Below are 23,868 nucleotides of genomic sequence, written 5' to 3'. Positions count from 1 at the left end.
GACCCCGAGGTCTCTGAAGGTGGTCAGGATCTTGGCCTTCGTCTCTTGAAAGTGTCACCTCATGGTATCGGTAGGCTGCGCCCATGACCGAACCGTCGCCCGAGGGGGCCGTCCCAGCAGGCCCACCCGGCGCGTCGTCCGGCTCCGCGAGCTCCGTCGCGCTGCAGGACCCGGTGTACCGGGAGGCGGTCGTCGACCTGCTCGGCGCCATCGCGTACGGCGAGATCACGGCCTTCCAGCGGCTCGCCCAGGACGCCTCGACCGCCCCGCTGCTGCGCGACAAGGCCGAGCTGGCCCGCATGGCCTCGCGTGAGCTCGGCAACTTCGAGCGGCTGTGCGACCACCTCGAGCAGCTCGGGGCCGACCCGATCGAGGCGATGCAGTCCTTCGTGGAGGCCTTCGACGCCTTCCACGTGCGTACGGCGTCCTCGGACTGGCTCGAGGGGCTGGTGACGGCCTACGTGGGTGACGGCCTGGCCGCGGACTTCTACAGCGAGATCGCGGCGTTCCTCGACGCCGACACCCGCCGCGTCATCATCGAGAACCTGCGCGACACCGGCAACGCGGCCTTCGTCGTCGACCGGGTGCGCGCCGCGATCGCCGAGGACCACCGGGTCGGCGGGCGCCTGGCGTTGTGGGGGCGTCGCCTCATGGGGGAGGCGCTGACCCAGGCGCAGCGGGTCGCGGCCGAGCGGGACGCGCTGACGGCCCTGCTGGCGGGCGGCGTCGACCGTCCCGGCATGGACCTGGCGGCGATCAGCCGGCTCTTCACCCGGCTCACCGAGAACCACACGGCTCGCATGGAGTCGCTGGGCCTGGCGCCGTAGCTGGGCGCCCGGTCACCGGGTCTCGACGACGCTCGCTGGCGCTCGCTGCTCCGTGGATCGAGCCTGTCGAGATCGACCACCGGGCTGGCTGGCGCTCGCTGCTCCGTGCAGCGGGTGGGCCGGTCTCGACGACGCTCGCTGGCGCTCGCTGCTCGACCACCGGGCTGGCTGGCGCCCGGTCACCGGGTCTCGACGACGCTCGCTGGCGCTCGCTGCTCCGTGGATCGAGCCTGTCGAGATCGACCACCGGGCTGGCTGGCGCTCGCTGCTCCGTGCAGCGGGTGGGCCGGTCTCGACGACGCTCGCTGGCGCTCGCTGCTCGACCACCGGGCTGGCTGGCGCTCGCTGCTCCGTGCAGCGGGTGGGTCAGGAGCGGAAGCCGACCTGGCTCGAGGAGGGCGACCCCAGCTCGACGTACGCGAGCTTGTCGGTCGGGACGATCACGCGGCGACCCTTGCTGTCGGTGAGGGCGAGCACCGAGGTCTCCCCGCTGAGAGCGGCGCTGACGGCCTTCTCGATGTCGTCGCTCGAGTCCTGGCTGTCGATGACGAGCTCGCGGTTGGCGAACTGCACCCCGATCTTGACCTCCACCGGTGACCTTCTCTCCGTCGTGCGTTGTCGTGCGCGTCTGGGGCGCCGGCGAGGGCCGGCGCAGGCCCCGGAGGGCCGTTGTCCACCCTACGGTGCCAGGTGGCGGGGGCTGGGCCCAGGACGTTCGCTGCGGGCGGACGCGGGCGGACGCGGGCGGACGCAGCGGCCTCGACCACCGGCCTCGAGGAGCGGGGACGCCGAGCGGTCAGGCCTGCTCGTCGGCGCGCGGGAAGCGGCTGATGCCGCGCCACGCGAGCCCGGCGACGAGCTGGGCGGCGTCGGACTGGTCGATCTCGCCGCCCTCGGCCAGCCAGTAGCGCGCGCTGACCTGGGCCATGCCGACGAGGGAGACCGCGAGCAGGCGCGACGCCTCGGGCGAGAGCCCGGTGTCCTCGCTGATGACGTGGGTGATCTCGTCGGCGCACACCGAGGTGACCCGGTCGACCTGGGCGCGCACCGCGGGCTCGTTGGTCAGGTCGGACTCGAAGACCAGCCGGAAGGCGCCCTGCGCGTTGGCCACGTAGTCGTAGAAGACCTGCATGGTGGCGATCACGCGCAGCTTGTTGTCGGTGGTCGAGGCGAGCGCCACCTTGGTGGCGTCGATGATCCGGTCCGAGGACTGCTCGAGCAGCGCGAGGTAGAGGTCGAGCTTGCCCGGGAAGTGCTGGTAGAGCACCGGCTTGGAGACACCAGCGCGCTCGGCGATGTCGTCCATGGCAGCGGAGTGGTAGCCCTGGGCGACGAACACCTCGAGGGCGGAGTCGAGCAGCTGGGCGCGTCGGGCCTTGCGCGGCAGGCGGCCGCCGCGCGGACGCATCTGGTCTGTGTCGCTCACCCGCGTGAGCCTACTCCGCGGTAACGCCGGGACCGCGTATCGGATCATGAGACCTCGCGCGCCGTGGTGGGCAAAGGTCGGGAACATGAAGCCGGTCGCCGCTGTTGTGCCCGGTGACCGCACCCGAAGCCCGAGGAGTAGATGTGCCCGCTGTGTCCCTGCCGCCCCTGGTGGAGCCGGCTGACGAGCTCACCATCGACGAGGTACGCCGCTACAGCCGGCACCTGATCATCCCCGACGTCGGGATGACCGGTCAGAAGCGGCTCAAGAACGCCAAGGTGCTGGTCATCGGCGCCGGCGGGCTCGGCTCCCCGGCGCTGCTCTACCTGGCCGCGGCCGGCGTCGGCACGCTCGGCATCGCCGAGTTCGACGAGGTCGACGAGTCCAACCTGCAGCGCCAGATCATCCACGGGCAGAGCGACATCGGCCGGCCCAAGGCCGAGTCGGCGCGGGACTCCATCAAGGAGGCCAACCCGCTGGTGAACGTGATCGTGCACAACGAGCGTCTCGACAACGACAACGTGCTCGAGATCTTCGCCGACTACGACCTCATCGTCGACGGCACCGACAACTTCGCGACGCGCTACATGGTCAACGACGCGGCGTACTTCCTGAACAAGCCCTACGTCTGGGGCTCGATCTACCGCTTCGACGGCCAGGCGTCGGTCTTCTGGCCGACCGCCGAGGGCGTCGACGCCCCCTGCTACCGCTGCCTCTACCCCGAGCCGCCCCCGCCGGGGATGGTGCCGTCGTGCGCCGAGGGCGGCGTGCTAGGCGTGCTGTGCGCCAGCATCGGCTCGATCCAGGTCAACGAGGCCATCAAGCTGCTCGCCGGCATCGGCGAGCCGCTGGTCGGCAAGCTCATGATCTACGACGCCCTCGAGATGGAGTACCGCAAGCTGCGCGTCCGCAAGGACCCGAGCTGCGCGCTGTGCGGCGACAACCCGACGGTCACCGAGCTCATCGACTACGAGACCTTCTGCGGTGCGATCAGCGAGGAGGCGGCCGACGCCGCTGCCGACGCCACCATCTCGGTGAGCACGCTGGAGCACTGGCTCAAGGAGCGCGAGAACGGTGACCGCGACTTCGTGCTGGTCGACGTGCGCGAGCCCAACGAGGCCGAGATCAACCACATCCCGGGCGCGGTGCTGATCCCGAAGGGCGACTTCCTCAACGGCTCCGCCCTCGAGCAGCTGCCGAGCGACAAGCAGGTCGTCATGCACTGCAAGTCCGGCGTCCGCTCGGCCGAGACCCTCGCGATCGTCAAGGGCGCCGGGTACGCCGACGCGGTGCACGTCGGCGGCGGCGTGGTGGCGTGGGTCAACCAGATCGACCCGTCGCAGCCGTCGTACTGACGCCGCCGTTCCCCCGAAAGGGGAGGGAACAAGGTCCCGAGGGGCAGTAACCGTGGCGGGGGTCACTCGTTGAGCGAGTGACACCCCGCCCGCTCTGCCCGCTCCGAAGGAGACCTGTTCAATGCGCACGCGCGTCCGTACCGCCCTCGCCGCCCTGTCCACCGCCGCCCTCTCCGCGGCCGCGTTCACCGCGACCAGCGCCCCTGCCGGCGCCGCACCCACCTGGGCCCCCGCGGACAGCGCCGCCCTGCACCCGGGTGTGCAGGCCTACACCGACGGCTCGCAGTGCACGACGAACTTCGTCTTCACCGACGCTGCCGCCAACGTCTACCTCGGCTACGCCGCCCACTGCGCGGGCACCGGCGCGGCCACCGACACCAACGGCTGTGACGCCGGCTCCCTGCCGCTGGGCACCAAGGTCGAGTTCTCCGAAGGCGGCAGCCTCGTGTCCTCCGGCACCCAGCTCGGCACCGGCACCCTGGTCTACAGCTCCTGGCTGGCGATGCAGAAGGCCGGCACCACCGACACGAACGCCTGCGAGTACAACGACTTCGCGCTGGTGAAGGTCGACCCGGCCTTCGTCGACGACGTGAACCCCTCGGTCCCGTTCTGGGGCGGCCCGGAGGCGCTCGAGTCCAACGGCACCACGGCCGGCGAGGACGTGTTCTCCTACGGCAACTCGAGCCTGCGCGGCGGCATCGAGGCGCTCTCGCCCAAGCAGGGTGCGAGCCTCGGCACCACCGGCGGCGGCTGGAGCCACAGCGTCTACACCGTGACCCCCGGCGTCCCCGGGGACTCGGGCAGCGCCTTCCTCGACGCCGACGGCAACGCGCTGGGCACCCTGTCCACCCTGGCCATCGCGCCGGTGGCCGGCAGCAACGGCGTGGGCGACCTGAGCCGCGAGCTGTCCTTCGCGCAGGCCAACTCCGGGATCAGCGGCCTGCAGCTCGCTCTCGGCACGGAGCCGTTCAACGCGATCCTCTGACGCGGCGCGCGCGACGCGCAGCACCTGAGCACCCGGCCCGTCGGTCCGTCCTGGCCAACTCCAGGACGTGACCGGCGGGCCGATCTATCGTGAGTGACCATGCGAGCCCTCACACTCCGGCCCTCCTCCCGCGTCGCCCGTGCCGCCACGGCGCTCCTGCTCGGGACCTCCCTCGCCGTCGTCGCCTCGGGCGCCACCACGTCGGCGGACGCGGCGCGCTGGGCGCCCGCGGACCAGGCGAAGATCAACCCCGGCGTGATGATGTACACCGCGGGCGCGCAGTGCACCGGCAACTTCGTCTTCACCGACCGGCGCGATCGCGTGTACGTCGGCTACGCCGCGCACTGCGCCGGTAAGGGCGAGGCCACCGACACCAACGGCTGCGACACCGCCTCGCAGCCGCTCGGCACCAAGGTCCGCTTCGTCGAGAACGGCAACCCCGGCTCCGAGGGCACCACCGTGGGCCAGGGAACGCTCGCCTACAGCTCGTGGCGCACCATGCGGGCGATCGGCACGAAGAGCAACGCTGCTTGCAGCTACAACGACTTCGCGCTGGTGCGCGTCACCGCGGACGACGTCCGCAAGGTCAACCCGAGCGTGCCGTTCTTCGGTGGTCCCTCGGGGGTGCGTCAGGGGGGTTTCGCCGGCGGCGAGCAGATCTTCACGGTCGGGAACTCCTCGTTGCGCGCCGGCGTCTTCGCCCTGCAGCCGAAGACCGGCGCGGTCGTCGAGACGCACCCGAGCGGCTGGTCGCACACCGTCTACACCCTCAGCCCCGGGATCCCCGGCGACTCCGGCAGCGGGTTCCTCGACGCGAACGGCAAGGCGTTCGGTGTGCTGTCGACGGTGGCGATCGCGCCGCTGCCGGCCTCCAACGGCGTCAGCGACCTGAAGCGATCGCTCGAGTTCGCCCAGAGGCACTCCGGCATCGCCGGCCTCCGGCTGGTGCGCGGCACCGTCGACTTCGCACCCCTGGTCTGAGCCCGTCCGACCTCGGCTAGCGTCGGCGGGGTGGCGTCGACCAGGTCCGAGCAGTACGTCGAGGCGGTGCTCGCGCTCGTCGAGCAGGTCCCGCCCGGCCGCGTGACGACGTACGGCGCCGTGGCCGACGCGCTCGGACGTGACCTGGGGCGCGGCGGTCCGCGTCAGGTCGGGTCGGTGATGGCGACCTGGGGCGGTGGCGTGCCCTGGTGGCGGGTGATCCGCTCCGACGGCACGGTTCCGGCGCACCTCGGGCCGGAGGCCCTGCAGTGCTGGTGGTCCGAGGGCACGCCGCTGCGCCCGTCGGGTCGGGTGGACCTCGCGGCCGCGTTCTGGGCGCCGACCGCCGCGCGCGGCGAGGAGGGCTGAGCCCGCCTCCGCGGCCCCCGCTCGTCTCAGACGTCGAGCGTGGTGAGCGCCGTGAGGGCGCCGAGGATCAGGGCCGAGCCGGTGCTGCGGCGCACCGAGGTCATGAGGTCGATCGACTGGGTCGTCATCTCGTCGTTGTCGTTGGCCAGCCCGAGCAGCAGCGAGCGGAACTCCGGCACCCCCTCGCCGCGGGCGGCGCAGCCCAGCAGCGTCGCCGACAGCGGGGTGGTGCGCTCGGACGCCGTCAGGGCGACCGCGCTGCGGATCGTGGGCAGTGCCGGGTGCCGGCTCGACACGGCCGCGGCGAGCCATCCGGCCAGCACGTCGTCGCCGACGGGGCTCAGGCCGGGCCCGACACCCAGGAGCGCGTCCGCGCCGGCTGGGTCGCCCGCCGCCAGCAGCTCCAGCGCGCCCGCGGCCAGCTCGGTGCGGGCAGCGTCGAGGCGGTCCGCGGCGAGGTCGGCCAGCCGTGCGCCGCAGCGCAGCGCCACCTCCGGCGCCAGCACGGGCACCGTGGTGTCGACGATGTTGGTGACGAGCACCTCGGTGTCGCCGAAGACGATGCCGCCGTCCTCGACCGCCACCGTCGAGCCGAGGTCCACCGTGCTGAGGGTGGGCAGCTGCGTCCGGACGCCGCAGGGCACCTGCACCGCGCGGGCGCCGAGCACCCCGAGGCAGAAGCCCTCGAGGTCGACGTACAACGCGTTGGGGTCGGAGAACAGCACCGGCGCCTCGCGGCGCGGGCCGGCCACGCGGCCCAGCACCCAGATGGACGCGGACCCCACCACGCGGTGCACGAGGCCGGGGTCGGAGGGGGTCGTCACGCGCTGACTCTAGAGCGCTTCTTCCTTCGGGGGACGGGTACCTCGACATGTCCGCTCCGGGCCCTTGGGCACAGGGGCAGCCGCGACGCGGCGGTGCGCGGCCGGGAGGGCCGTCGGCGACCCGGGCCTGCCGCGCCCGGATCCGCCGTCGAGCGTCGGAGAGGGTGGGTCGAAGCGTCGTCCCCCGGCGTCGTGGCGCACGGATCCGCAGACGGGACCTCCGTCACAGGAGGCCCCGTCCGCGGACGCGGGTCGATGCGCGGATCAGCTCGTCTCGCCGACGGGGATGGCGAAGGCGTTGAGGTCGATCTCGTCCTCCGCGACCACGGTGCACGCACCGTCGGGGATCTCGCAGGTCAGGAACTCCAGGGGCGCGGTGTCGGGGCCGTCGGGGTTGTCCAGGGCGGCGATGTCGCGGATGCCGAGGACGGCCACCGTGTCGGAGCCGACCCACTGCGTCACCACCCAGTAGTCGTAGCCCGGGTTCTCGGGCCCGACCTCCCGGCCCGTGGCCACGTCGACCACGACGAGCTCGTCCTCGTCCTCGAAGGACATGGAGCGGGCGTCGGGGGACAGGTGGTCGTTGCCGGACCAGGGCAGGACCGTGCCGCCGCTGAGACCGGGACCGACGCGCGTGGCGGAGTCGTCGCGTGCGTCCCCTTCACCGGTCGACGCGGTCGACGCGATCTGCCCCGCCGCGACGTCGCCGATCCTGAAGCCGCCGGCGTCGGGGTCGAGCACCTCGCTGCGCCCCGTGGCGACCTCGGTCCGCACCGCCCCGGCGCTGTTGCGCCAGTAGACCGAGCCGCGGTCGACGGCGTACACGTAGGCCGGGTTCGGGCTGTCGCGGTAGGCGTCGGCGTCCGCGTCGAGGTTCTCGCCGGTGCGCAGCACCTCGGCGCCCGTCGCGGTGTCGTGGACGACGAGCTCGGGACCGCCGGTGACGGCGAAGTCGATCCACGCCACGAGCGAGCCGTCGTTCTCCGCCCTCAGGGCCCCGCCGGAGGGTTCGGTCAGCCCGATGGTCGTGGAGGCGCCCCCGTCGGAGGGGAGGAAGGACACCGCGCCCTCCGGGGCCATCCAGACGAAGCCGTCGTCGACCGGGACGAACGACGCGACGCGCTTGCCGGCGCGCAGCTCGAGGTCGGCCTGCGGCACCACGATGCTCTCGCCCGTGGCGTAGCTCAGCATCCGGCTCACCGGCACCGGTGCCGCGGGGGCCGAGGACGGTGCGCCCGCCACGTCGGGCCCGGTGGCGCTCCGTCCGGGGGAGCCGTCGAGGCCGGCGAGGACGACGGCGCCGACCGTGGCGGCGGCGAGCAGGCCGACGCCGCTGGCACCGGCGATGCGCGTGACGCGGGCGCGGCGGGCGCGGTGCTCACCGTCGGCGGCGATGCGGTCGAGGTCGAGGACGGGGGACCCGGCGCGCTCGGCGCGCTCGGTCAGGACGTCGGTGATCAGGGAGGTCATGTCAGCTCACCTTTCCGGTGACGAGGAGGTCGAGGTCGGGGCCGAGACGGTCACCGAAGCGGGCGCGCAGCTTGGCGACACCCTGGGAGATCTGGCTCTTCACCGTGCCGCGGGCACAGCCCATGGCCTCGGCGATCTGTGCTTCCGAGAGGTCCTCGTAGAACCGGAGCACGAGGGCGGCCCGCTGCCGGGCGGGCAGAGCCTGGAGCTCGCGCCACACCAGGTCGCGCAGCTCCGGGTCGTCGGCCGGCGCCGCGGTCTCGGGGAGGTGCTCCACCGGACGCTCGCCGTACCACGCCTTGCGGCGCTTCCAGGAGATCGCCGTGGTGACGATCGCCTTGCGCGTGTAGGGCTCGGCGCTGCCGACGTCGCGCAGCCGGGGCCAGGCGACGAAGGTCTTGGTGAGGGCCTCCTGGAGGAGGTCCTGGGCCATCTGGTGGTCGCCGACCATGAGGTAGGCGGTGCGGAAGAGCGCGCCGGAGCGCGCGTGGGCGAAGTCCGCGAACTCGTCGTGCCGCGTGTCGCTCATCGTTCCTCGTCTCCGGGACCCGTCTGGTCCCTCGGAACGTTAGACGCGACGGGAGGACGGATCGGTTCAGGGACCCGGTCGGACGATGCCGCGAGGAGCGGTCAGCGGCGGAACTGGCGGCGCACGAAGGGGACCGTGTCCTCCAGCGAGGCCTGCATGGTGCCCGAGTGGTCGCTCGGGTAGGTCCGGAACGTGACCGGCTCGTCGTTGGCCGCGAGCCGCGCGGCGTACCGGGCGGTCTGGGCGTAGGGCACGTCGACGTCGGCCGCACCGTGGGCCATGAACACCGGGGTGTCGAAGCCGGACTCGGGCATCGCCATGTAGTCGGCCAGGGTCTCGTCGAGCCCGGGGAGGGTGGCCATCGGCGCCTCGAACAGGGTGCTGATGAGCACCCCGTCCATGGTCTCGGCGAACTCCTCGTCGCACTGCACCTCGGCGAGGCCGACGTAGTGCTTGCCGGCGTCGGTGAGGATCTCGTCGATGCCGAGCTCGGGGTGGACGTCGCGCAGGCTCGCCACGATGTAGACGAGGTAGGCGTTGAGGTCGGCGGTCAGCGGCGGGTCCTGGGGTCCGAGCAGCTTCACGTAGTCCTCGATGTAGGCCGGGGTGCCGGTCCCCACGGCTCCGCGGAAGTCCAGCCGCTTCCCGCCGTACGCCGTCGCGTAGCGGGCGGTGTACACCGAGGCGCCGCCGCCCTGGGACTGACCGATGGTGACCCATTCGTCCGAGAGGCGCAGGCGTCGCGCCTTGCCGGCGGTGAAGGAACGCCCGGCCTTCACCATGTCGACGACGCTGTGGGCCTGGGCCTTGCCGTGGAGGTAGGGCATGAGGTCGGGGGTGCCGAGACCGACGTAGTCGCTGGCCACCACGGCGTAGCCCTGCTCCATCCAGGTGCGCAGGTAGGACCAGTCGCGCTCCTTGAGGACCGGGCCGACCTTCGACGGCGCGCAGGAGTCGCCCAGCCCGGAGATGCCGTGGGCCCACGACACGACCGGCCAGCCGCCCCTCGGGGGCTGCCCGTGCGGGACGAAGACGGTGCCGGTGCTCCGGGCGCGACGCTCGTGGGAGTCCTTGGTGACGTAGGTGAGCCGGAAGGCCCTGCTGGTGCTCCCCGGGATCCACAGGTCGCGGCGCAGGGACTCGGAGCGCAGGACCGTGCCGGGCCGTGGGAGCTCGGCCGCGGCGGTCGCGGCGACCGTGCTGACCTCGAGGGTCGCGGGAGCCGATGCGGCGGACGGGGCGCCCGCCGAGGGGCCGGTCGCGACGGCGAGGGCCGCCAGCAGGGCGGTCGCCACCATCGGCGACAGTCGGGGGAGCAGGGCGCGGCGCATCGAGGTCCTCTCGCGGGGTTCACGAGATCAACGAGCCCCGTCGTCGGGCGTTACCCGGCAAGCCGTCGGAGAGCCGTGGTGAACCTTGGGGGAGCATGGCCCCATGCCGACCGCCGCCGCCCTCCTCGCCCGGCTGCTGCTCGCGGCCTTCCTGCTCGTCGCCGGCGTCGGGCACCTGGTGGCCACCGACGAGTTCCTGGGCCAGACGCCGACCTTCCTGCCGTGGCGCGAGGCGATCGTGGTCGTCTCCGGGCTGGTCGAGATCGCGCTGGCCGTCGGCCTGGTGGTGCTGCGGGGCGAGCGCCTGGCCCGGTGGGGCTGGGTCGTCGGGGTCTTCTTCGTGGCGGTCTTCCCCGGCAACGTGTGGCAGCTCGTCAACGCCTCGGACTCGTTCGGCCTCGACACCACCACTGGGCGCGTCGTACGCCTGTTCTTCCAGCCGCTGCTCGTCGCGTGGGCGCTGTGGTGCACCGGCGCCTGGCCCTGGTGGCGCTCCCGCCGCGCCGCCTGAGCATGGCTCTCCGCCCGGACTCCTCGGGCGGGAGGGTCAGCCGGTGGGGCAGGTGGCGGTGCCGGGCGGGAGGTCGGGGTGGATCGGGCCGTCGGTGTCGCTCAGCGAGCCGCGCAGCTCGGCGCCGCGCAGCACCGCGACGGCCTCGGCGAGGATCGACAGCGCGATCTCCGGCGGCGGGTCGGCCCCGATGGCCAGGCCGGCGGGGCCGTGGACGCGGGCGAGCTCGACCTCCGTGACGCCGTTGGCAAGCAGCCACTCGCGCCGCCGGGCCTGCGTGCGTCGCGACCCCATCCCCCCGAGGTACGTCGACCCCGGTGCGAGAGCGGTGAGGGCCGCCTTGATGGCCGGCCCGTCGACCTCGGCGTGGTGGCTGGTGACCACCACCGCGTCGGCGTCGGGCAGCGCGGCGAGGGCCTCGGGGAGCTCGGTGGCGGCGCGGCACTCCCAGCCGAGGAGGCCGGCCATGGGCAGGAGCGCGTCGGCGACCGGGCCGTCCCCGACGACGAGCAGGGTGAGGGTGTCCGACATGCTGACCACGCTAGCCGCGATCGCCTAGGTTTGCGGCAGAGCGGAACCCGGGCACGACGTACCCGGTTCCTCCCGGTGACCTCCGTCCCGGGTCCTGACGATCGACCGACGAAGTGCGAGGAGCAGCGATGCAGCAGGTGCGTGGAGTGGTCGCCAAGGCGAAGGGTGAGCCGGTCACGGTCGAGACCGTGAACGTGCCCGACCCGGGCCCGGGCGAGGCCGTCGTGACGATCCAGGCCTGCGGGGTGTGCCACACCGACCTGCACTACCGCGAGGGCGGCATCAACGACGAGTTCCCGTTCCTGCTCGGCCACGAGGCCGCCGGCATCGTGGAGGCCGTCGGCGAGGGCGTCACCAACGTCGAGCCGGGCGACTTCGTCGTCCTCAACTGGCGCGCGGTGTGCGGCGAGTGCCGCGCCTGCGAGCGGGGCGAGCCGCAGTACTGCTTCGCCACCTTCAACGCCACGCAGAAGATGACCCTGGAGGACGGCACGGAGCTGTCGCCGGCGCTGGGCATCGGGGCGTTCATCGAGAAGACGCTGGTCCACTCCGGGCAGTGCACCAAGGTCGACGCCGGCGCCGACCCGGCCGCCGTGGGCCTGCTCGGCTGCGGCGTGATGGCCGGCATCGGTGCGGCCATCAACACCGGTGCGGTGGGCCGCGGCAAGAGCGTCGCGGTCATCGGCTGCGGTGGCGTGGGCGCGGCCGCGGTCGCCGGCTCCGCGCTGGCCGGGGCGGCGAGGATCATCGCCGTCGACCTCGACGACCGGAAGCTGGAGTGGGCCACGAAGCTCGGCGCCACCCACACCGTGAACAGCAAGGAGAAGGACGCCGTCGAGGCGATCCAGGAGCTGACCGGCGGCTTCGGCGCCGATGTCGTGATCGACGCGGTCGGCCGCCCGGAGACCTGGAAGCAGGCGTTCTACGCCCGCGACCTCGCGGGCACCGTCGTCCTGGTCGGTGTGCCCACCCCGGACATGACGATCCCCGAGATCCCGCTCATCGACGTCTTCGGCCGTGGCGGCTCGCTCAAGTCGTCCTGGTACGGCGACTGCCTGCCCAGCCGGGACTTCCCGATGCTCGTCGACCTCTACCAGCAGGGTCGTCTCGACCTCGACGCGTTCGTCTCCGAGCGCATCGGTCTCGACGACATCGAGGCCGCCTTCGACAAGATGCACCACGGCGACGTGCTGCGCTCGGTGGTGATGTTCTGATGGCCATGTCGCACTCCGACGGCGTCCGCCTCGACCACGTCGTCACCTCCGGCACCTTCTCGCTCGACGGCGAGACCCACGAGGTCGACAACAACGTCTGGGTCATCGGCAACGAGGAGGAGTGCGTCGTCATCGACGCCCCCCACGACACCGAGAAGATCCTCGACGTGGTCGGTGGTCGCAAGCTCGCCGCCATCCTCTGCACCCACGCGCACGACGACCACGTGCGGGTCGCCCCGGAGCTCCGTGAGGCGACCGGGGCGCCGATCCTGCTGCACCCCGACGAGAAGCCGCTGTGGGAGCTGACCCACCCCGACCTGCTCTGGGACGTCGACCTGAGCGACGACCAGGACCTGCACGTCGGCGGCATCAAGCTGACCGTCCTCCACACCCCGGGCCACGCCCCGGGTGCGGTCTGCTTCTTCGCCCCCGACCTGGGCGCCGTCTTCACCGGGGACACCCTGTTCCAGGGCGGTCCCGGCGCGACCGGGCGGTCCTTCAGCGACGCCGACGTCATCAAGGAGTCGATCAGGACGCGGCTCTTCCCGCTGCCCGACGACACCGTGGTGCACACCGGTCACGGCGACGACACCACGATCGGCGCGGAGGCCGAGGCCCTGGGCCGCTGAGGCTCCCGCATGCGCATCGTCATCGCCCTCGGCGGCAACGCCCTGTCGTCGCCGGACGGGCGGGCGCGCGTGGAGGACCAGCAGGCCGCGGTGGCGGAGGCCGCGGAGCCGATCGCCGACCTCGTGGTCGCCGGCCACGAGGTCGTCCTGACCCACGGCAACGGTCCCCAGGTCGGCAACCTGCTGGTCAAGAACGAGCTGGCCGCGCACGCGGTGGCGCCGATCCCGCTCGACTGGTGCGTGGCCCAGACCCAGGCGACCATCGGGTTCACCCTGATGAACGCCCTCGACGGTGCGTTGGCTCGCCGCGGCAGCTCCCGTCGTACGGCGACGCTCGTCTCGCGGACGCTCGTCTCGGCCGACGACCCGGGGTTCCTCGCACCCTCGAAGCCGATCGGGCGCTACCTCGACATCGACGAGACCGAAGTGTTGAAGTCACACGGACAACAATTCGTCGACACCCCCGGCAGGGGCTGGCGGCGCGTCGTGCCCTCACCCGCACCACGCGACTGCGTCGACGCCCCCGCGGCGGACGCCCTGCTGGCGGCCGGCTTCGTCGTCGTCTGCTCCGGGGGCGGCGGCGTCCCGGTCGTCGGTGAGCCCGACCGGTCGTGGCGCGGGGTCGAGGCGGTCGTCGACAAGGACCTGACCGCGGCCGTGGTGGCGGTGCACCTGGCCGCCGACCTGCTCGTGGTCGCGACCGACGTGCCGCACGTGGTGACCGGCTGGGGGACCGGCGCGGAGGAGCCGGTCGGCGAGGTCACCGCCAGCCGGATGCGCGAGATCGCGTCCCGCGAGCGGCTCCCGGCGGGGTCGATGGGGCCGAAGGTCGCCGCGGTCTGCGACTTCGTCGAGCGGGGCGGAGGCACCGGGGTCATCACCTCGCTCCACGCCCTCGGCGACGCCGTCGCCGGGAGCAGCGGCACCCGGGTCGTCCCCGGCTGACCCCGGTCGACCGGGGCCGCCCGCGGGCCTGGCCTCAGCCGAAGCCGAGCTCGCCGCGCAGCGCCGCGTCGTGCTGGCCCAGCAGCGGCGGGGCGAGGTGCTCCGCGCGCCCGCCGGAGAACGGCTGGTCGTCGAGCCGCAGCGCCGACCCGGGCAGCTGCACCGTCCCGTGCACCGGGTGCTCGACGCCGATCAGCAGGCCCTGCGAGAGCGTCTGCTCCCAGCGGTAGACGTCGTCGACCGACCGCACCTTCCCCGACGGCACGCCCGCCGAGGCGAGCCGCTCCAGCCAGTCCTCCGCGGGGGCGTCGGCCATCGCCGCCTCGATCGCGGCGGTCAGCTCCTCGCGGTTCGTCACGCGGTCGAGGTTGGTCGCGAACCGCGCCTCGGCCGGGTCGAGGCCGACGACCGGCGCGAACGCACGCCACAGCCCCTCGCTGCCGCACGCCACCTGGACCGGCGAGGTGGCCGTGTGGAACAGGCCGTACGGCGCGATCGCCGCGTGGTGGGTGCCCTGGAGCCCCGGCACCTCGTGGCCGGCGGTCCACCGGGTGCCCTGGTAGGCGTGCACGCCCACCACGCTCGACAGCAGGCTGGTGCGCACCACCCGCCCCGGCGCCGGCTCGCCCGCGGCGCGCGCCCGCTCCCGCTCGAACAGCGCTGCCGCCACCCCGTAGGCGCCGTTCATCCCTGCCAGCAGGTCCGCGATCGGGACGCCGGTCTTGGTGGGGTCGGTGTCGCCGGTGAGGCTCATCAGGCCACCCTCGCCCTGCGCGATCTGGTCGTAGCCGGCCCGCATCGCCTCCGGGCCGTCGTGCCCGAATCCCGTGATCGACAGGACCACGAGACCGGGGTTGAGCTCGTGGAGGCGATCGACGCCCAGCCCGAGACGGTCCATCACGCCGACCCGGAAGTTCTCGACCAGCACGTCGGCGCGCCGGACGAGCTCCTCCAGCACGGCCCGGTCCCCGCCCTCGCTCGTGTCCTTGAGGTCGAGCGTCAGCGACTCCTTGTTGCGGTTGGCCGCCAGGAAGTACGTCGAGGTCCGCTCGCCGTCGCGCTCGAGGAACGGCGGGCCCCAGGTCCGGGAGTCGTCACCGTGGCCCGGGGCCTCGACCTTGACCACACGGGCGCCGAGGTCGCCCAGCATCATGGTGGCGTGCGGACCGGCCAGGGCGCGGGTCAGGTCGACGACGAGGACTCCCGCGAGGGGGCCGATGGGCTGCGTCGGGGGCTGCATCCTGGGAACGCTAGCCGCCGGTGCCGAGGGGGCGTGCCTGGGTTGTGTCGACGGTGCGTGCTGGGATGGGTCCCGATGACGACGTACACCCTGGCCGGACCGCCGCCCGCCGCGCCGCCCCCGCAGCTGGACACCTCGCAGAAGGCCGTCCTGGCGCACGACGCCGGGCCGCTGCTCGTGCTCGCGGGGCCGGGCACGGGCAAGACGACCACGCTGGTCGAGCTCGTCGTCGACCTCGTCGAGCGGCGCGGCGTCGCGCCGGACCAGGTGCTGGCGCTGACCTTCAGCCGCAAGGCCGCCGACAGCCTGCGCGACCGGGTCACCGCCCGGCTCGGCCGCACGCTGGGCTCGTCGCTGAGCGCCACCTTCCACTCCTTCGCCTACTCGCTCGTGCGCCGTCACGCCCCGGTCGAGGCGTACGCCGCCCCGCTGCGGCTGCTGTCCGCGCCCCAGGCCGACGTCGTGGTGCGGCGCCTCCTGGAGCCGACGCCCGAGTCCGTGGCCTGGCCCGACGCGCTCGCGCCGGCCCGCCGCACGCGCGGCTTCGCCCGCGAGGTGCAGATGCTGCTCGCCCGCGCCCGCGAGCGGGGGCTCGACCCGGTCGACATGGTCACCGCCGGCAAGGCGGCGAACCGTCCGGAGTGGGTGGCCGGCGGGCAGTTCCTCGAGCAGTACCTCGACGTCCTCGACTCCGAGAGCGCCCTCGACTACGCCGACCTCGTCACCCGGGCGGCAGGCCTGGCCGCGCGTCCTGAGGTGCAGCGCGACCTGCGCGCGCGCTACCAGTGGGTCCTCGTGGACGAGTACCAGGACACCGACCCCTCCCAGGTGGCGCTGCTGCGGGCGCTGGCCGGCGACGGCCGCAACCTCGTGGTCGTCGGCGACCCCGACCAGTCGATCTACGGCTTCCGGGGCGCCGAGGTCCGCGGCATCCTCGACTTCCCCGACGAGTTCCGCGCCCGCGACGGCGGGCGCGCCCCGGTCGTCGCGCTCCAGACGACCCGACGCTTCGGGCCGCGGCTGCTGACCGCGTCGCGGCGGATCGCCGCCACCCTGCCCACCACCGGCGCCATCCCGACCGACGCCTTCCGGGCGTTCCGCGAGCCGCTCCCGGTCGAGGGCCCGCTGGGTCCTGGGCGGGTCGAGGTCCGCCACTACGACACCGCCCGCGCCGAGGTCGAGCACGTCGCCGACCTGCTGAGGCGGGCGCACCTCGAGGACGAGGTGCCCTGGTCGGAGATGGCGGTGCTGGTCCGCTCGGGACGCGCCAGCATCCCGGTGCTGCGGCGCAACCTGGTCGCGGCCGGCGTGCCGGTCGAGGTGGGCGCCGACGACACCCCGCTGGTGGCGGAGTCGGGCACCCAGCCGCTGCTGGACGCGCTGTCGGCCGCCCTCCACCTCGACACCGACGACCCCCAGGACCCGCACCACGTCGACGCGGAGCGGGCCGAGGGCCTGCTGCTCTCGCCGCTCGGCGGGCTCGACGCCGCCGAGATCCGGCTGATGGCCCGGGCGCTGCACCGGCGCGAGAAGCAGCAGGTGCTCGCCGACGGCGGCCGGCCCCGCTCGAGCCGGGAGCTCGTGCGGTGCGCCGTGCTCGACCCCTCGCTCCTCGACGGCCTGCCGACGGGGCGCGGCACGGACAAGGTCCGGCGGCTCGCCGCCTTGCTGCGCCGCACCGCCGCGCTCGCGACCGCCGGGGCCACCGCCGAGGAGGTGCTGTGGACGCTGTGGTCGGGCACCCGGTGGCCCGAGCAGCTGCGCACGCTGGCCACCTCCGGCGGGTCGGGCGCGATGCGGGCCCACCGCGACCTCGACGCGGTCGTGGCGCTTTTCGAGGAGGCGGCCAAGGCGGAGGAGCAGCGCGGCCACACCACGGCCGCGGTGTTCCTCGAGACGCTGTCGGCCCAGCAGATCCCCTCCGACTCCCTCGCCGACCGCGGGGTGCGTGGCGAGGCCGTCCGGCTGATCACCGCTCACCGTTCCAAGGGGCTGGAGTGGCGACTCGTCGTCCTCCACGGCGTGCAGGAGGGTGCCTGGCCCGACCTGCGGCGCCGGTCGACGCTGCTCGCCTCCGACCGGCTCGGGGCCGAGGGGGAGCTGCCGCCCGTCGAGACCCGGGCCCTGCTCGCCGAGGAGCGCCGGCTCTTCTACGTCGCCTGCACCCGGGCCCGCCAGCGCCTGGTCGTCACCGCGGTCGCCTCGCCCGACGACGACGGCGAGCAGCCGTCGCGGTTCCTCGCGGATCTCGGCAAGGACGCGGAGGTGGTGCAGGGCCGCCCCCGTCGTCCGCTCACCCTCGACGGTCTGGTCGCCGAGCTGCGGCGCACCGTCGCGGATCCGGCGACCAACGACGCCGTACGGCGGGCTGCGGCGCTGCGTCTGGCCCGGCTCGCCGACCTGCGGCTCGGGTCGGGCCCGGAGGAGTCGAGCGGCTCCGCCACGGGACCCGTGAGCGGCAGCCTGCTGGTGCCGGCCGCCGACCCGGACCGCTGGTGGGGCCTGCGCGACTGGACCGCCGCCCCCGCGCCCGTGCGCGACCCCGACGCCCCGCTCTCGGTCAGCGCCTCCATGCTCGACGGCCTGCTGACCTGCCCGACCCAGTGGTTCCTGTCCCGCGAGGCGGGTGGCGTCGTCGCCTCCAGCCAGGCCCAGGGCTTCGGCAACGTCGTGCACACGCTCGTCGACCGGGTAGTGCAGGGCGAGTTCGGCGAGCCCGCGGGCGTGGGCGTCGACACCCTGATGGAGCACGTCTCCGCGGTCTGGGGCCAGATCGCCTTCCGCACGCCCTGGTCCAGCGTCAAGGAGTACGCCGAGGTGCGGGCCGCGCTGACCCGCTACCTCACGTGGCAGACGGCCAACCCGCGCACCCACGTCGCCAGCGAGCAGAGCTTCACCGTCGACGTCGAGGTCGGCGGCACGACGGTGCGCCTCAACGGCTCCGCCGACCGGGTCGAGGTCGACAGCGAGGGGCGGGTCGTCGTGGTGGACTTCAAGACCTCGAAGAACCCGCCGCGCGCCAGCGACGTCCGCGAGAACGCCCAGCTCGGTCTCTACCAGCTGGCCGCCGAGGCGGGGGCGTTCCGCGAGGCGCTCGGGCGCGGGGCCGAGCCCGGCGGAGCCGAGCTCGTGCAGCTGCGCCAGGAGGTGGGCGGGCGGGTCAAGGTGCAGGAGCAGGCGCCGCAGCAGCCGGACGAGTCCGGCCGGCGCCCGGTCGAGGTGCAGATCGAGTCGGCCGTCCGCCGGGTGCGCGACGAGGAGTTCCCCGCCGTCGAGGGCACGCACTGCCGCTACTGCGCCTTCGAGCTGCTCTGCCCGACCAAGACGTCCGGGTCGGTGATGTCGTGAGCAGCACACCTGCCCCGCCCGTCCTCGACACCCCCGAGGCACTGCAGCGCTTCATGGGCGCCGACTACCCGCTCAGCGCCCAGCAGTTCGCCGCGGTCACCGCTCCGCTGGAGCCGGCCGTCGTGATCGCCGGGGCCGGCTCCGGCAAGACCACCCTCATGGCGGCGCGGGTCGTGTGGCTGGTCGGCACCGGCCAGGTCCGCCCCGAGGAGGTCCTGGGTCTGACCTTCACCTCGAAGGCCGCCTCCGAGCTCGCCACCCGGGTCCGCGAGACGCTGACCGCCGCCGGCATCCTGCCGGAGCCCGGGCGCCCGGGCACCGCCGGGGAGGACGAGCCCGAGGTGCTCGAGCCGACCGTGTCGACCTACCACTCGTACGCCGCCGCCCTGCTCGGCGACCACGGCCTGCGCATCGGGCACGAGCCCGACACCCGGGTGGTCGCGGACGCCTCGCGCTTCCAGCTCGCGGCCCGGGTGGTGGCGCGCCACTCCGCCCCGGTCACGCTGCTGTCCGACCACCCCGAGACCGTCATCGGCTGGATGCTCACGCTCGACTCCGCGATGAGCGAGCACCTGGTCGACCCCGACGACGTCGACCGGGTGCAGGAGCACTGGGGACCGCTGGTCGACGAGCTCGTCGCGACCGAGACCCGGAAGACCTACGTCGCGGACGCCCGCAAGTGCGCCGCCAAGTTCGGCGAGCGGGCCGAGCTGCTCGGGCTGGTCCGCGAGTACCGCGCGCTCAAGCGCGGCCTCGGCCTCATGGAGTTCTCCGACCAGATCGAGCTCGCCGCCCGCCTCGCCACCGAGTGCCCCGAGGTGGGGGAGATCGAGCGGGGCCGCTTCAGGGTGGTGCTGCTCGACGAGTACCAGGACACCTCGGTCGCCCAGGCGCTGCTGCTGTCGCGGTTGTTCTCCGGTCCCGCGCCCGGCACGGGTCCGCGCGGGGGGCGGGGGCACGCGGTCATGGCGGTCGGCGACCCCAACCAGGCGATCTACGGCTGGCGCGGCGCGTCGGTGTCGAACATCATCCGCTTCGGCGAGAGCTTCCCCGTCGCCGACGGCTCGACCGCGGTCACCCAGCACTCGCTCACGGTCAACCGGCGGTCCGGCTCCCGGATCCTCGAGCTCGCCAACCGCATGGTCGCCGCCATGCCCGAGCCGATCACCCCCGTCGACCTGCGCGTCCTGCCCCTCGAGCCACCGCCCGACGCGACACCGGGGGACCTCCACGCGGAGGCCTTCGAGCACGACGAGCACGAGCTGGCCTGGCTGCCCGGCGCCATCCGCGCCGCGCGGGAGCGCCCCAACCCCGGCGGCGGTGAGCGGGCGTGGAAGGACGTCGCGGTGCTGGTGCGGGACAACAAGTACGCCGCCCGCGTCTTCGGGTCGCTGACCGACGCCGAGGTGCCCGTCGAGATCGTCGGCCTCAACGGGCTGCTCGGCCTGCCCGAGGTCAGCGAGGTGGTCGCCACCCTCAGCCTGCTGCACGACCTGTCCGACAACGCCTCGCTGCTCACCCTGCTCACCAGTCCGCGGTGGGCGATCGGCCCCCGCGACCTCGCGCTGCTCGGGCGGCGCGCCCGTGAGCTGACCGTGGTCCGCGGGCCCGCCGACCGGGACCGCGACCGCTCGGTCGACGAGGAGCTCGCCGACGCCGTCGCGGGGTCGGACCCGACCGAGATCCCGGCGCTGGCCGACGCGCTCGACGACCCCGGCGCCGCGGCGTACTCCGCGGAGGCCGTGGAGCGCTTCGGCGAGCTGTCCGCGGAGCTGCGGCGGATGCGCCAGCACGCCGGCGAGCCGCTGCTCGACCTGGTGCGCCGCATCATCGACACCTCGGGGCTCGACGTCGAGCTGGCGTCCTCGGTCAGTCCCGCGGCCGCGGCCCGCCGCGACAACCTCGACCTCTTCGTCAAGGCGGTCGCCGAGTTCCAGGCCGTCGACGGCGACGTGTCGCTGCCGGCCCTGCTCGGCTACCTGCAGGCCGAGAGCGAGGACGGCACCGGCCTCGACCAGGCGACGCCGTCGGAGGCCGACAGCGTCAAGCTGCTCACCGTGCACCGCTCCAAGGGCCTGGAGTGGGACGTCGTCTTCTGCGTCGGGGTCGCGCAGCAGAAGTTCCCGACCTCGCAGACCCGCCCGACCTGGGTGACCACGGCGCCGTCGCTGCCGTTCGAGCTGCGCGGTGACGCCGCCGACCTCCCGGTGCTCGACGGCGTGAGCAAGGCGGAGTTCGACGCGTTCAAGACGCAGTGGAAGACCTACGAGAGCGCCGAGGAGGCCCGGTTGGCGTACGTCGCCTTCACCCGGCCGCGTCACGAGCTCTGGGTCAGCTCCTACGTCTGGGGGCAGACGAGCCGGATCCACGGGCCCTCGGACTACCAGCGCACCCTGCGCGGGCTGCTCGAGGACGAGGTGGCGACCGGCGTCCGGACCGGGCCCCTGCCGGAGTGGCCGGAGATGCCGGAGCCGAAGTCGCCCAACCCGTTCACCTCGGGGTCCACCGAGGTGCCCTGGCCGCGCAGCGCCCACACCGCCGAGACCGCACGGCGCCACGAGGCGGCGGCGCTGGTCCGCGCGGTGCGGGACGAGGTGAGGGCGGGCCCGGTCGAGGAGCCCGACCTGACGCTGGTCGAGCTGGCCGACGTCGAGCGCTGGGACGCCGAGATCGAGCGGCTCGTGGCCGAGGCCCGCGCCCGCCGGGTGCTCGAGGTGGAGCTGGCCCTGCCGAGCGCGCTGTCCGCCACCGCCCTCGCCTCCTTGCGCTCCGACCCCGAGGGCTTCGCCGCCTCCCTGGCCCGTCCCATGCCCCGCCCGCCCTCACCGGCGGCGCGCTTCGGCACCCGCTTCCACGCCTGGGTCGAGGGCTACCTCGGGCCGGCGCGCCAGGAGCTCCTGGTCGACCCCGACGAGCTCAGCGGGCGGGCCGACCAGGCGGTCGAGGGCGAGTCCGACCTCGCCGCCCTGGTGACCCGGTTCCGCGAGGGCGTCTTCGGGGAGCGGCGGGCGCTCGCGGTCGAGCCGCCGTTCGCGGTGGTGCTGGCCGGCCAGGTGGTCCGCGGCCGGATCGACGCCGTCTTCGAGGAGCCCGACGGGTCCGTGCTCGTCGTGGACTGGAAGACCAACCGGGCCCACACCGCCGACCCGGTCCAGCTGGCCGTCTACCGGGTCGCCTGGAGCGAGCTGCACGGCGTACCCCTGGAGAAGGTGCGGGCCGCGTTCTACTACGTGCGCGACGACGACCTCGTCGTCGTCGACGACCTGCCCGACCGTGCCGGTCTCGAGGCGCTGCTGCGTCCCTCCTGAGACCGCCGGCCGGGTCAGGCGGAGGGGAGGGCGGCGAGCGCGATGTGGACCATGTGGGTGAAGGTCTCCTGCCGCTCGACGGCGGTGGTCTCCTCGCCGGTGAGGATGTGGTCGCTGACGGTGCAGATGGCCAGCGCCTGCCGGCCGTACTTCGCGGCGAGGGTGTAGAGCGCGCTCGCCTCCATCTCGATCGCCAGCACGCCGTACTCCGCCATCCGCGTGGTCAGCTCCGGGCGCGGGTGGTAGAAGGAGTCGCTGCTCAGCAGCAGACCCACCTTCGAGGTGACGGGCTGGTCCTGGGCGGCGTCGTAGGCGCGCCGCAGGAGGTCGAAGTCGGCGACGGGGGCGTAGTCGAGGCCCTCGAACCGGATCCGGTTCATCGACGAGTCCGTGCAGGCGCCCGAGGCGATCACGACGTCCCGCACCGCGAGGTCCGGCGACAGTGCGCCGCAGGAGCCGACCCGGACCACCGACTGCACGCCGTAGTCGTTGAAGAGCTCGGTGGCGTAGATCGAGAACGAGGGCAGCCCCATGCCCGAGCCCTGCACCGAGACCGGCCGTCCCTCGAAGGTGCCGGTGTAGCCGAGCATCCCGCGCACCTCGGAGTAGCAGGTGGCGTCGTCGAGGAAGGTCTCGGCGATCCACTTCGCACGCAGCGGGTCGCCGGGCATCAGGACGTGGGGGGCGATCTGGCCGGGCTCGGCGCCGATGTGGGTGCTCATGGCGGCCACTGTAGAGGCGGACCCGGGGCCCGGCGACCAGCCAGGTCCTAGGGTCGGAGCGTGCCTGCTGCCCCCGACGAGTTCCCGCCCCCGTACGCCGTCGACGTGGCCATGTCGCAGCGCAGCCACGAGCGGATCGGGGAGCGTCGCACCGACGACACCTGGCTCGCCGAGACGTGGGCGGACCCCGGCACCCGGGTGCTGGTGCTCGCCGGCGGCCGGTTCCCGCTGACCGACGACCGCGACGCCGTCCGCTGGCTCGCACCGGCCGAGGCGCCCGAGGGCGAGCGGCTGCTGCTGGGGGAGCGTCAGGGCGTCGTCCACTACGCCGTGCTGCCCACCAAGGCCTTCCGGGCGCCCGACGACTGGGGCCAGCTGCGCGAGCTGGGCCCGGACCTGGCCGCGGTCGACCGCGGGTTCCTGGTCCAGGCGCAGGCGATGTGGGAGTGGCGTCGGGCGCACCGTTTCTGCGGCCGGTGCGGCGGCGGTCTCGTCGCGAGCCGCGGCGGCTACGTGCTGCAGTGCGAGGCCTGCGGCCGCCAGCACTTCCCGCGCACCGACCCCGCGGTGATCATGCTCGTGACCGACGGCGAGCGGGCGCTCCTCGGGCGCCAGGCGGTCTGGCCCGAGGGGCGCTTCTCGACCCTGGCCGGCTTCGTCGACCCGGGGGAGAGCCTCGAGGACGCGGTCGCGCGCGAGGTCCGTGAGGAGGCCGGCATCGAGGTCACCGAGGTGACCTACTTCGGCAACCAGCCGTGGCCGTTCCCCTCCAGCCTCATGGTCGGCTTCTTCGCGCGCGCCACGAGCACCGAGATCACCATCGACGACGACGAGATCGAGGACGCTCGCTGGTTCACCCGCGAGGAGATGCGGGCCGAGACGGAGGCGGGCCAGCTCGTGCTGCCGGGCGGCATCTCGATCAGCCGCTCGCTGATCGAGGCGTGGTACGGCGGCCCGCTGCCCGGCCAGTGGTGAACCGCTGACCGAGCCGGGTCAGCCGGGTCAGCCGGGCCGGCCGGATGAGTCGGGCATGCCGGGTCAGCCGGCGAGCTCGGCGAGCTTCGCCTGGACCTGCTTCACCGAGGGGTTGGTCTGGGCGGTGCCGTCGCGGTAGACGAGCGTCGGGACGGTCTGATTGCCGTGGTTGATGTCGGCCACGATCTGGGCCGCCTCTGGCTGCTGCTCGATGTCGACGACGTCGATCTCGATGCCCTCGCGGTCCAGCTGCGTCTTGAGCCGACGGCAGTAGCCGCACCACGGCGTGGAGTACATCGTCACGAGGCTGGTGCCCGTGTCGCTCGTCTCGGCGGTCGTGCCCGGCAT

The 23,868-nt window shown here is 73.6% G+C and carries 22 protein-coding genes; 12 read left to right on the top strand and 10 right to left on the bottom strand.

Annotation, left to right across the window (positions count from 1 at the left end; translation table 11 throughout):
* Nucleotides 1-83 precede the first annotated feature (83 nt).
* Nucleotides 84-827, top strand: a complete 744-nt coding sequence (locus tag G7072_RS14690; protein ID WP_166087612.1) for a ferritin-like fold-containing protein — start codon at nt 84-86, stop codon at nt 825-827.
* A gap of 366 nt (nt 828-1,193) precedes the next feature.
* On the opposite strand, the gene G7072_RS14685 is transcribed toward G7072_RS14690, so the two are convergent.
* Together G7072_RS14685 and G7072_RS14680 are read right to left on the bottom strand one after the other, a co-directional pair.
* The gene (locus G7072_RS14685; RefSeq protein WP_166087610.1) at nt 1,194-1,418 is read right to left on the bottom strand and encodes a DUF3107 domain-containing protein; all 225 of its coding nucleotides are present in this window, start codon (nt 1,416-1,418) and stop codon (nt 1,194-1,196) included.
* Nucleotides 1,419-1,623: 205 nt separating this feature from the next.
* Nucleotides 1,624-2,253, bottom strand: a complete 630-nt coding sequence (locus G7072_RS14680; RefSeq protein ID WP_240916970.1) for a TetR/AcrR family transcriptional regulator — start codon at nt 2,251-2,253, stop codon at nt 1,624-1,626.
* 152 nt (nt 2,254-2,405) lie between these two features.
* On the opposite strand from G7072_RS14680, the gene moeZ reads away from it, so the two are divergent.
* The 4 genes from moeZ to G7072_RS14660 all read left to right on the top strand — a co-directional run bounded on the left by moeZ (nt 2,406) and on the right by G7072_RS14660 (nt 5,943).
* Nucleotides 2,406-3,608 carry an adenylyltransferase/sulfurtransferase MoeZ gene (gene moeZ / locus G7072_RS14675; RefSeq protein WP_166090226.1) on the top strand — a complete coding sequence of 401 codons (1,203 nt, stop codon included), beginning with the start codon at nt 2,406-2,408 and terminating at the stop codon, nt 3,606-3,608.
* A 121-nt stretch (nt 3,609-3,729) separates the two neighbouring features.
* On the top strand, nt 3,730-4,593 hold the full coding sequence (locus G7072_RS14670; protein WP_166087606.1) for a hypothetical protein: 864 nt from the start codon (nt 3,730-3,732) through the stop codon (nt 4,591-4,593).
* Nucleotides 4,594-4,692: 99 nt separating this feature from the next.
* Nucleotides 4,693-5,574 (top strand): hypothetical protein, encoded by an 882-nt coding sequence (locus tag G7072_RS14665; RefSeq protein ID WP_166087604.1) that lies wholly within the window; start codon nt 4,693-4,695, stop codon nt 5,572-5,574.
* A 30-nt stretch (nt 5,575-5,604) separates the two neighbouring features.
* Nucleotides 5,605-5,943, top strand: a complete 339-nt coding sequence (locus tag G7072_RS14660; RefSeq protein WP_166087602.1) for an MGMT family protein — start codon at nt 5,605-5,607, stop codon at nt 5,941-5,943.
* 26 nt (nt 5,944-5,969) lie between these two features.
* Here G7072_RS14660 and G7072_RS14655 read toward each other — a convergent pair whose 3' ends face one another.
* From G7072_RS14655 to G7072_RS14640, 4 genes are all read right to left on the bottom strand, one after another.
* Entirely contained in the window at nt 5,970-6,767 is a 798-nt protein-coding gene (locus tag G7072_RS14655; protein WP_166087600.1) for a DUF2877 domain-containing protein, read from the bottom strand.
* Between the two features lie 264 nt (nt 6,768-7,031).
* Nucleotides 7,032-8,237: a hypothetical protein gene (locus G7072_RS14650; RefSeq protein WP_166087598.1), complete on the bottom strand. Its 1,206-nt coding sequence runs from the start codon at nt 8,235-8,237 to the stop codon at nt 7,032-7,034.
* Nucleotide 8,238: 1 nt separating this feature from the next.
* Complete coding sequence (locus G7072_RS14645) at nt 8,239-8,766, bottom strand: SigE family RNA polymerase sigma factor (protein WP_166087596.1); 528 nt, start codon at nt 8,764-8,766, stop codon at nt 8,239-8,241.
* 101 nt (nt 8,767-8,867) lie between these two features.
* Entirely contained in the window at nt 8,868-10,097 is a 1,230-nt protein-coding gene (locus G7072_RS14640; protein WP_206063145.1) for a lipase family protein, read from the bottom strand.
* A gap of 103 nt (nt 10,098-10,200) precedes the next feature.
* Between G7072_RS14640 and G7072_RS14635 the strand changes: the two genes are divergently transcribed.
* Nucleotides 10,201-10,608 (top strand): hypothetical protein, encoded by a 408-nt coding sequence (locus tag G7072_RS14635; RefSeq protein ID WP_166087594.1) that lies wholly within the window; start codon nt 10,201-10,203, stop codon nt 10,606-10,608.
* Between the two features lie 36 nt (nt 10,609-10,644).
* Here G7072_RS14635 and G7072_RS14630 read toward each other — a convergent pair whose 3' ends face one another.
* Nucleotides 10,645-11,139 carry an XdhC family protein gene (locus G7072_RS14630; RefSeq protein ID WP_166087592.1) on the bottom strand — a complete coding sequence of 165 codons (495 nt, stop codon included), beginning with the start codon at nt 11,137-11,139 and terminating at the stop codon, nt 10,645-10,647.
* Between the two features lie 128 nt (nt 11,140-11,267).
* On the opposite strand from G7072_RS14630, the gene G7072_RS14625 reads away from it, so the two are divergent.
* From G7072_RS14625 to G7072_RS14615, 3 genes are read left to right on the top strand one after another with little or no spacing between them, the layout of a single operon-like run.
* Complete coding sequence (locus G7072_RS14625; protein ID WP_166087590.1) at nt 11,268-12,353, top strand: S-(hydroxymethyl)mycothiol dehydrogenase; 1,086 nt, start codon at nt 11,268-11,270, stop codon at nt 12,351-12,353.
* Nucleotides 12,354-12,358: 5 nt separating this feature from the next.
* Entirely contained in the window at nt 12,359-12,982 is a 624-nt protein-coding gene (locus G7072_RS14620; protein ID WP_166087588.1) for an MBL fold metallo-hydrolase, read from the top strand.
* Nucleotides 12,983-12,991: 9 nt separating this feature from the next.
* Nucleotides 12,992-13,927 (top strand): carbamate kinase, encoded by a 936-nt coding sequence (locus G7072_RS14615; protein WP_166087586.1) that lies wholly within the window; start codon nt 12,992-12,994, stop codon nt 13,925-13,927.
* Nucleotides 13,928-13,961: 34 nt separating this feature from the next.
* On the opposite strand, the gene G7072_RS14610 is transcribed toward G7072_RS14615, so the two are convergent.
* The gene (locus G7072_RS14610) at nt 13,962-15,167 is read right to left on the bottom strand and encodes a CoA transferase (protein WP_166087583.1); all 1,206 of its coding nucleotides are present in this window, start codon (nt 15,165-15,167) and stop codon (nt 13,962-13,964) included.
* A 75-nt stretch (nt 15,168-15,242) separates the two neighbouring features.
* Here G7072_RS14610 and G7072_RS14605 point away from each other — a divergent pair, with 75 nt between their 5' ends.
* Complete coding sequence (locus tag G7072_RS14605; protein ID WP_166087581.1) at nt 15,243-18,515, top strand: ATP-dependent DNA helicase; 3,273 nt, start codon at nt 15,243-15,245, stop codon at nt 18,513-18,515.
* Entirely contained in the window at nt 18,512-21,823 is a 3,312-nt protein-coding gene (locus G7072_RS14600; protein ID WP_240916969.1) for an ATP-dependent DNA helicase, read from the top strand. The genes G7072_RS14605 and G7072_RS14600 overlap by 4 nt, the downstream gene beginning before the upstream one ends.
* Nucleotides 21,824-21,837: 14 nt before the next feature.
* On the opposite strand, the gene deoD is transcribed toward G7072_RS14600, so the two are convergent.
* Nucleotides 21,838-22,545: a purine-nucleoside phosphorylase gene (gene deoD, locus G7072_RS14595; RefSeq protein WP_166087578.1), complete on the bottom strand. Its 708-nt coding sequence runs from the start codon at nt 22,543-22,545 to the stop codon at nt 21,838-21,840.
* A 60-nt stretch (nt 22,546-22,605) separates the two neighbouring features.
* Here deoD and nudC point away from each other — a divergent pair, with 60 nt between their 5' ends.
* On the top strand, nt 22,606-23,520 hold the full coding sequence (nudC, locus tag G7072_RS14590) for an NAD(+) diphosphatase (protein WP_240916968.1): 915 nt from the start codon (nt 22,606-22,608) through the stop codon (nt 23,518-23,520).
* Nucleotides 23,521-23,583: 63 nt separating this feature from the next.
* Here nudC and G7072_RS14585 read toward each other — a convergent pair whose 3' ends face one another.
* Nucleotides 23,584-23,868: a mycoredoxin gene (locus G7072_RS14585; protein ID WP_166087576.1), complete on the bottom strand. Its 285-nt coding sequence runs from the start codon at nt 23,866-23,868 to the stop codon at nt 23,584-23,586.

Source organism: Nocardioides sp. HDW12B, from assembly GCF_011299595.1.
In the GTDB taxonomy this organism is placed as follows: domain Bacteria; phylum Actinomycetota; class Actinomycetes; order Propionibacteriales; family Nocardioidaceae; genus Marmoricola_A.
The sequence above is the reverse complement of the archived record's forward strand: the minus strand, read 5'-3'. Positions and strand labels throughout refer to the sequence as shown.

Bases quoted from the DNA above. Each gene is read 5' to 3' on its own strand.
- G7072_RS14670 (WP_166087606.1), top strand. From the start codon at position 3,730: ATGCGCACGCGCGTCCGTACCGCCCTCGCCGCCCTGTCCACCGCCGCC.
- G7072_RS14690 (WP_166087612.1), top strand. From the start codon at position 84: ATGACCGAACCGTCGCCCGAGGGGGCCGTCCCAGCAGGCCCACCCGGC.
- G7072_RS14585 (WP_166087576.1), bottom strand. From the start codon at position 23,868: ATGCCGGGCACGACCGCCGAGACGAGCGACACGGGCACCAGCCTCGTG.
- deoD (WP_166087578.1), bottom strand. From the start codon at position 22,545: ATGAGCACCCACATCGGCGCCGAGCCCGGCCAGATCGCCCCCCACGTC.
- G7072_RS14605 (WP_166087581.1), top strand. From the start codon at position 15,243: ATGACGACGTACACCCTGGCCGGACCGCCGCCCGCCGCGCCGCCCCCG.
- G7072_RS14640 (WP_206063145.1), bottom strand. From the start codon at position 10,097: ATGCGCCGCGCCCTGCTCCCCCGACTGTCGCCGATGGTGGCGACCGCC.
- G7072_RS14645 (WP_166087596.1), bottom strand. From the start codon at position 8,766: ATGAGCGACACGCGGCACGACGAGTTCGCGGACTTCGCCCACGCGCGC.
- G7072_RS14650 (WP_166087598.1), bottom strand. From the start codon at position 8,237: ATGACCTCCCTGATCACCGACGTCCTGACCGAGCGCGCCGAGCGCGCC.
- G7072_RS14610 (WP_166087583.1), bottom strand. From the start codon at position 15,167: ATGCAGCCCCCGACGCAGCCCATCGGCCCCCTCGCGGGAGTCCTCGTC.
- G7072_RS14615 (WP_166087586.1), top strand. From the start codon at position 12,992: ATGCGCATCGTCATCGCCCTCGGCGGCAACGCCCTGTCGTCGCCGGAC.
- G7072_RS14630 (WP_166087592.1), bottom strand. From the start codon at position 11,139: ATGTCGGACACCCTCACCCTGCTCGTCGTCGGGGACGGCCCGGTCGCC.
- G7072_RS14625 (WP_166087590.1), top strand. From the start codon at position 11,268: ATGCAGCAGGTGCGTGGAGTGGTCGCCAAGGCGAAGGGTGAGCCGGTC.
- G7072_RS14620 (WP_166087588.1), top strand. From the start codon at position 12,359: ATGTCGCACTCCGACGGCGTCCGCCTCGACCACGTCGTCACCTCCGGC.
- G7072_RS14635 (WP_166087594.1), top strand. From the start codon at position 10,201: ATGCCGACCGCCGCCGCCCTCCTCGCCCGGCTGCTGCTCGCGGCCTTC.
- G7072_RS14665 (WP_166087604.1), top strand. From the start codon at position 4,693: ATGCGAGCCCTCACACTCCGGCCCTCCTCCCGCGTCGCCCGTGCCGCC.